The sequence below is a fragment of the Nostoc sp. LPT genome (genome assembly GCF_017115165.1).
GTDB lineage: Bacteria > Cyanobacteriota > Cyanobacteriia > Cyanobacteriales > Nostocaceae > Nostoc.
In genome coordinates, this window is the sequence record NZ_JABXKF010000122.1 from 1 (window position 1) to 7,727 (window position 7,727).

At 43.0% G+C, this 7,727-nt stretch carries 3 protein-coding genes; 1 reads left to right on the forward strand and 2 read right to left on the reverse strand.

Translation table 11 applies throughout. From position 1 onward, the window contains the following. Positions 1-63: 63 nt before the first annotated feature. A complete protein-coding gene (locus HWQ58_RS22535; protein ID WP_292867360.1) occupies positions 64-978 on the forward strand; it encodes a DUF1338 domain-containing protein in 915 nt (304 codons plus the stop codon). Positions 979-1,170: 192 nt separating this feature from the next. On the opposite strand, the gene HWQ58_RS22540 is transcribed toward HWQ58_RS22535, so the two are convergent. Continuing rightward, the gene (locus HWQ58_RS22540; RefSeq protein WP_292867354.1) at positions 1,171-2,478 is read right to left on the reverse strand and encodes a calcium-binding protein; all 1,308 of its coding nucleotides are present in this window, start codon (positions 2,476-2,478) and stop codon (positions 1,171-1,173) included. Positions 2,479-3,571: 1,093 nt separating this feature from the next. Next, the gene (nifJ, locus tag HWQ58_RS22545) at positions 3,572-7,183 is read right to left on the reverse strand and encodes a pyruvate:ferredoxin (flavodoxin) oxidoreductase (protein WP_292867357.1); all 3,612 of its coding nucleotides are present in this window, start codon (positions 7,181-7,183) and stop codon (positions 3,572-3,574) included. Positions 7,184-7,727: the final 544 nt, after the last annotated feature.

The window sequence follows — 7,727 nt, forward strand, 5'->3', positions numbered from 1 at the left end:
AATGCCCAATGCCCAATGCCCAATGCCCAATGCCCAATGCCCAATGCCCAATGCCAATACTTTATGAAACCCGAAATAGCCCTTGATTTATGGAAATTACTTTGGCAAGAATATAGCGCTAGGGTAAATCATGCCCGTACCTACCAGCAAATGATTACTGCTGCGGGTGGCACTGTCGCCAACGACCACATCGCCTTTCGGTCTTTGCGTTTATTAGTAGATACTCCACAAGGTCAACTTAACTTAGGAATTGACTACCTTGGACAAGTTGCAGAAGCTTTGGGTTATGTGGCGGCTGGAGAGTATACTTTTGCTCAAACTCATTTGTACGCTCGTCATTATCGTCATCCACAGCAAGAGGAATTTAACTTACCCAAGCTGTTTATCAGCGAGTTGATTGTCGATGAATTGCCTGCAAATATTGCTCAACTCATCTTTAAAACAGTATCTTCAATCCCAGACGAACTGACCTCACCCCTTACTCTTCTACAAAAAGACGGGAACCTTGAAACTATTGCCAAACAACTCCAGCAAGTCTTCACCCGCCCTTGGCTACCTCCCCAGCGTTCGATTATCGAAGAGGTGAATCAGGTTACTCAGTATGGGGCTTGGGTGTTGCTGCACGGTTATGCAGTCAACCATTTCACAGGCTACGTCAATGGACAGAACACTCCAGAATATCCAGACATTGAGACTACCGCCGATGGTTTGGCTAACCTGGGTGTACCAATGAAAGCAGAGATAGAGGGAAATATTGCTTGTGGTTTGCGGCAAACTGCAACTCAAGCAGTAACCGAGATGTTAACAGTGTTAGATGATAACAGTGGCGCAGAAATTCAGATCCCTTGGACTTACGCTTATTATGAAATTGCCCAGCGCTATCTAGTAGAAGTGGAATCTGGAAAGCAGATACTTTTCAATGCTTTTTTAGGGAATAATGCCCAGCAATTGTTTGAAATGACTCGTCTATCTAAGTAGCCCAGAGTTGTTACTAAAGGATTCAGCTTCAAAGTTCTGAGCTAGTAGTTTGCTGTTTTGAGCTTGAAGTTTGCTGTTTGGAACTCAAAGTTTGCTGTTTGGAACTCGAAGTTTGCTGTTTGGAACTCAAAGTTTGCTGTTTGGAACTCGAAGTTTGCTGTTTGGAACTCGAAGTTTGCTGTTCCAAGCAAATTACGCTTGAATAATAAAATTAGATGCCGTAAGATTTGGGGCACCAGTTAGAGTCGCAAATTGACCACCGCTGCCAAAACCAGCCGTGCTGCCATTTTGGTTGTAGAACAACTGCCCACTCATAGGATCGTAGACAATTTTCGCCGTGCTAGTCCCCGCTAAAGAAGTGATTTCAAAATCACTTGTGTTACTAAAACCTATTCCCGCAGCAGAAGTAATTGTATTAAAGGTAGTCTTATCCAGTACAACCTTGTCACCTTCTAGTGCGGGTGTATCAAATACACCGTTGAAGTCACTAATGGTATCTAGACCAACATCAGTGCCGTTAAAAGCAGCACTGGTGTTGTAAAGGAATATGTCATAACCCTCACCACCTGTGAGTACGTCATTACCAGTACCGCCAGCCAGGGTATCACAGCCATCACCACCGATGAGAGTATCATTACCAGTACCACCCCGCAGCAAATCATTGCCCCTCTTGGCGTCGATGATGTCATCACCTCCCTGACCATTAATCACATCGCTGGAGTTGTAAAAACTAGAGATGTTATTGTTAAGGTCATTGAGGAATGTAACCGTATTTTTGTTAAACAAGTTAGTTTGAGTGGAGTTGGCATCGAAGACATCAAAACTGTCAACGATGTTGGTCTGGTTATCAAACAGGATATTGCCGAGCGCTGGTTCGCTACCCGACGCAGGTAAATTATCCAGGTTTTCTAGTTGAAAGTTTTGCAGGATGACTTTGGTATTGCTTGTATCTTCAAAAGTGACTTCTAGATTGTTGGCATTTTGAGTTAATTGCAGATTCTTAGCAGTCAATCCACTACCTGTAAAGTTCAGCGTGTCTACTTGAGGAACCACAATTGTGACTGGGTTAACAATCACATCTGGCGATGGTTTTTTGCCTTTACCTACGCCATCAAAATCGGTGATGATGTCATTGCCATCGCCAGGGCGAATCACAAACTTATCTGGACCACCGTTGCCTGTTAGGGTATCGTTACCACCTTTGCCGTCGATGATATTGTTGCCAATTGTGCCGATGAGAGTGTCTGCACCGGGAGTTGCTGTGAGCTTAGGAGTGCCGCCGATATTCGTCCCGCCAAACAACACATAGCTTTGCCCAGAAGAGAGGCCGTTGGGGTCGGCACCGAATGCCCCGATAATCAGGTCGTCGATGCCGTCTGAGTTGACATCTCCGGCACTGCTGACAGAATAGCCTGATGCGTCATACGCATTGATGCCGTTGATAGCGAAGCCGTTAGCGCCGTTGAGATCCGAAAGGTTAAAAATTGAATTTGCCATCATTTCTCCAGTGTTAGTTTTTATGAGTATTTGTCGTTAGTCATTAGCAAAGATACTTATACTGCAAGGCGTAATTCGTAATTTGTAGTTTGTAATTACGATCGCGTAAATATTTTAGACATTTCAAAGGGATCGCTTATTCCCGCTAATCTGTACTAAGAAGCTGAGTACCTAGCTGCTCAGTCAGAATTTTTCACAAAAATCTTAATACAATTCGCTCCCCTAGCTTCTCTCCCACTGCCATTAGATTGGTAATCTCTTATTGCGTTGTAGATTGGGCGATGTCTACGATGGGCTACGCCTACGCACCTGCTCTCTTTTAAAATTGATTTCTTCTAAAATTGATTTGCATATCTATTAATATTTCTTTGCTTACCCTCTGTGATACCTTTCTACTGCCACATCTGAGCGAAAGCGATAATTGAATAATTTGTCAGCTTGTAATTTGTAATTAGGAAATTTAATCGCGAATTACAAGCAGTCTTTTGGTATCAGCTAGTAACCTATTTGATTTTGTAAGCAAAAATTACTTTAATAACCGTTAAATCACTTAAATACTCTTATAAATATCTAAGCATTGTCAAGAGGCTGGGTATGATTCTGATAAAGTTAGAGTGAATTTTAGGAAGTGCTATATTAAGTTTTTGTGTCAGCGATAGTGTGTTTTTACGTCTAAGCAAGCTAGGTACAGCCTCTTGTTGAGAAGCGTTAGTGAATCTTCTCTGCAACCCGCTCTCGCGTTCGAGCGTCACAGTCTGTCGTAGACATTGCACTTTTTTTTACAGATTGGGTTGAGAAATCAAACCCCACATTTGCGCGTTTGTTGACTAACACTGTGGTTTAATACAACTTAAATCACAGTGTTAGTAACTAAAATGGTGATTTTGTAACGAAAATAACAGTTATACTAACCAAAATGGTTTTTTTCTCACAAAATTTATAATGTTTGTCACAAAAATAATGAATTTAGTAACCAAAATGGTTTTTTGTAACGAAAATTCTGATGTTTGTAACAAAAAAAATGGGTTTTTATAACGAAAATTGCGACTTGAGTTAGTAAAGTCGCAATGTTTATAACTAAAACCAGGACTGATGTTCAGAGAGTGTCGCGTTTTGCTAGATATTGGTACATCTGCCAACGTGCATCTACTTCAGCTTGAGCTTGTTCTAATAAATGCTTGGCAACGTCGGGTTTGCTCTTAGTAAGCATCTTGAAGCGATTTTCTTGATACATGGAATCTTCTACAGATTGCTTCGGCGATCGCATATCTAATTGCAAAGGATTTTTACCCTGGTTAAGCAACTCTGGATTATGCCGATACAGCAACCAACGACCTGATTCTACCAGAGTTTTCTGATGATTCATCCCGGTGGTCATGTTAATGCCGTGGGCGATGCAATGGCTATAAGCAATAATTAGTGATGGGCCATCGTAAGCTTCTGCTTCCAAAAATGCTTTCAGGGTATGTTCATCTCTAGCACCAAGGGCTACACTCGCTACGTAGACATTTCCGTAGGTCATGGCAATCATCCCTAAGTCTTTCTTTGGTGCTGGCTTACCACTAGCGGCATATTTAGCAACTGCGGCTCGTGGCGTGGCTTTAGAAGATTGACCGCCTGTATTAGAATACACTTCTGTATCCATCACCAAAATGTTGACATTTCGACCACTAGCAATTACATGATCGATACCGCCAAAGTCAATATCGTAAGCCCAACCGTCACCGCCAACAATCCAGACGCTTTTTCTCACTAAGTAATTTGCAAGAGATTTGAGATTTTGGATTTTGGATTTGAAATTGGGGTCGAAAGTTACAATTTCATCTAACCTTTGCTGCAACAGTTCTATCCTTTCGCGCTGTTCCCAAATGTCAGCCTCAGATTTTTGTTCAGCTTTCAGGATGGAGTAGACAAGGTTTTCATCTATTTCACTCCCCAATTCTTGCAACAATTCTGCCGCAAACTCAGCTTGTTTGTCGAGGGAAAGGCGGAAGCCATAACCGAATTCGGCGTTATCTTCAAATAGATTATTAGACCATGCGGGGCCGCGTCCTTCGGCGTTGGTTGTCCAAGGAGTTGTGGGGAGGTTCCCACCATAAATTGAGGAACAACCCGTAGCATTGGCGATGACGGCGCGATCGCCAAACAATTGTGTTAATAATTTCAAATAAGGTGTTTCACCACAACCTGCACAAGCACCAGAGAATTCAAATAATGGTTCTTGCAGTTGTTGTTGGCGAATCTGATTTAATTTTAGCGATCGCCTGTCAGGATTAGGTAAACTCAAAAAGAAATCCCAGTTTTTCCGCTCTTGTTCCTGCAATGGCAACTGCTGTGCCATGTTAATCGCTTTCAGCGATGGCTCAGATTTATTTTTAGCAGGGCAAATATTTACACAAATCGTGCATCCCGTGCAGTCTTCTGGGGCAACTTGAATGGTAAATTTTTGATTGGCAAAGTCTTTATCTTTTGCACTAGTTGACTTGAAGGTTGCTGGTGCATTAACTAACTCATCGGCTTGATAAGCCTTAGCACGGATGGCGCTATGGGGACAAACCATGACACACTTACCACATTGTATGCATACATCCGGCTCCCACACAGGTATCTCTTCGGCAACGTTACGTTTTTCCCACTTGGCAGTGCCTACGGGAAAGGTGCCATCAACAGGTAGTGTGCTAACAGGTAAATCATCACCTTCCCAAATCATGATTTTACCCAAAACTTCTCGCACAAATTCGGGAGCGGAGTTAAGTGGAGAGTGGGTAGTAGAGAGTGGAAAGTGGGGATTTTGGATTGTCTGTGGGATATCTACTTTATGTAAGTTGTCTAAGGTGTTGTCTACAGCTTGCAAGTTCATGCGGACAACTTCTGCGCCTTTTTTACCGTAAGTCTTATCAATCGCTTGTTTGATTTTAGCGATCGCTTCTTGCTGCGGCAAGACACCCGCCAAGGCAAAGAAGCATACTTGCATAATCGTGTTAATTCTGCCACCCATGCCACTTTCACGAGCAACTTCGCTAGCATTGATCACATATAACTTCAAATGCTTGTCGATAATTTGTTGCTGTACCTTCAGCGGCAGATATTCCCAAACGGTATCTGCATCATAAGGACTGTTAAGCAGCAAAGTCGCCCCAGGAATAGCAGCCTTCAAAATATCTATGCGTTCTAGAAATCCCCAGTGATGACAACCAATAAAGTTGGCTTGGTCAATTAGGTAGGTGGAGCGAATTGGCTCTTTACCGAAGCGGAGGTGAGAAACGGTCATTGAGCCAGATTTCTTTGAGTCAAAGACAAAGTAGCCTTGGGCGTAATTGTCGGTTTCTTCACCAATAATCTTGATAGAGTTTTTGTTAGCGCCAACTGTACCATCAGCACCTAACCCATAAAACATTGCCCGAACAACATTATCCGATTCTGTAGAGAAATTAGGGTCAAAGCTCAAAGAAGTATGACTAACGTCGTCATTAATCCCAATCGTAAAGTGATTTTTTGGTTTAGCTTGAGCAAGGTTGTCAAAAATGCCCTTCACCATCGCCGGAGTAAATTCTTTAGAAGAAAGACCGTAACGCCCACCGATAATTTTAGGCAGAGGAGAATCTAATCCTAATTTCTCCCCTGCTCCTCTGCTCCCCTGCTCCCTTGCTCCCCACCCCTCATACAAAGCTGTAACTACATCAAGGTAGAGAGGCTCACCAGCGCTACCTGCTTCTTTGATGCGGTCGAGAACAGCTATCGCTTTTACACTAGTTGGTAATACTGCAACAAACCTTTGGACATCAAAGGGGCGGTAAAGTCGCACTTTGACTACACCAAGTTTTTCACCACGGGCGTTAAGGTAATCTACTGTTTCATGGACAGTTTCACAACCTGAACCCATAAGAACGATAACGCGATCGGCATCGTTAGCACCGTAATATTCATAGATTTTATAATGCCTTCCCGTGCGTTCTCCAAATTCATCCATGATCCGCTGGACAATTTCTGGACAAGCATTGTAGTAAAGGTTAGCGCCTTCACGTCCCTGGAAGTAAACATCGGGGTTTTGGGCAGTACCGCGCAATACTGGACGATCTGGGGTGAGGGCGCGGCTGCGGTGGGCGAGTATTAAGTTATCGTGGATTAGCGATCGCAAATCATCATCTGAGAGCAATTTGACTTTCTGCACTTCATGGGAGGTGCGGAAGCCGTCAAAGAAATGCATAAAGGAGACTCGCGCCTCTAGGGTAGCAGCATGGGCGATGAGAGCAAAATCTTGACTTTCCTGTACCGAAGCGGAACACAGCAGGGCGAAACCAGTCGCCCGAGCTGCCATTACGTCGCTATGGTCGCCAAAAATTGATAAAGCATGAGTAGCCAAGGAGCGGGCGGCAACGTGAACTACAGCGCTAGTCAACTCACCAGCAATTTTGTAGAAGTTGGGTATCATCAACAATAATCCCTGAGATGCCGTAAAGGTGGTACTCAGGGAACCTGTTTGCAAAGCCCCATGCACAGCACCAGCCGCTCCCCCTTCGCTCTGCATCTGCACGACGCTGGGAATAGTACCCCAGAGGTTAGGACGATTTTCTGCTGACCAAGCATCAGCCCATTCACCCATTGCTGAAGAGGGGGTGATAGGATAAATGGCAATCACTTCATTTAATTTGTAAGCAACACGGGCAACGGCCTCATTCCCGTCGATGGTTGCAAAGGTTTTGTTCATAATATGATTTTTGTCCCCGCCTCTAAGCTGCATTATCAGAACACGTGAATATAAGAATCAGAAATAGCCAGTACTAGAAAGTAAGTGTATTATCTGCATTAAAGATTTAACGGTAGGATTTACTCCGTGTTTAAAGGATAGCTTTAGGCTCTTAAATTAACTTTCAATGAATACTGCATCTATTAATATCTCATCTGCAATACTGCATCTATTAATATGTATTAATAATGTACTCAATGACCAAAGTCTTTATTTGATAACGCTTTAAAACAATTTATTCTTTTTTGTGGGGTATAGGGTCGGGAACAATACTGCTCGGTTAAGAAAATTTGTAGATTATACCAATTTAAAAAAATGTGACAAATAGACCATTTGTAGAGACGCGATGAATCGCGTCTTTACCTAAGGATGTGTTGCAGTCATTAATTGAATTGGTACTGAAGGGGTGACAAAGAAGCTAAAAAGCAGATTGGATAAGGAACATAGCACGCAGACCCTTCTGAAAATAGGGTAATTTATTGGGCTTTAAACGCATAAGCTCATG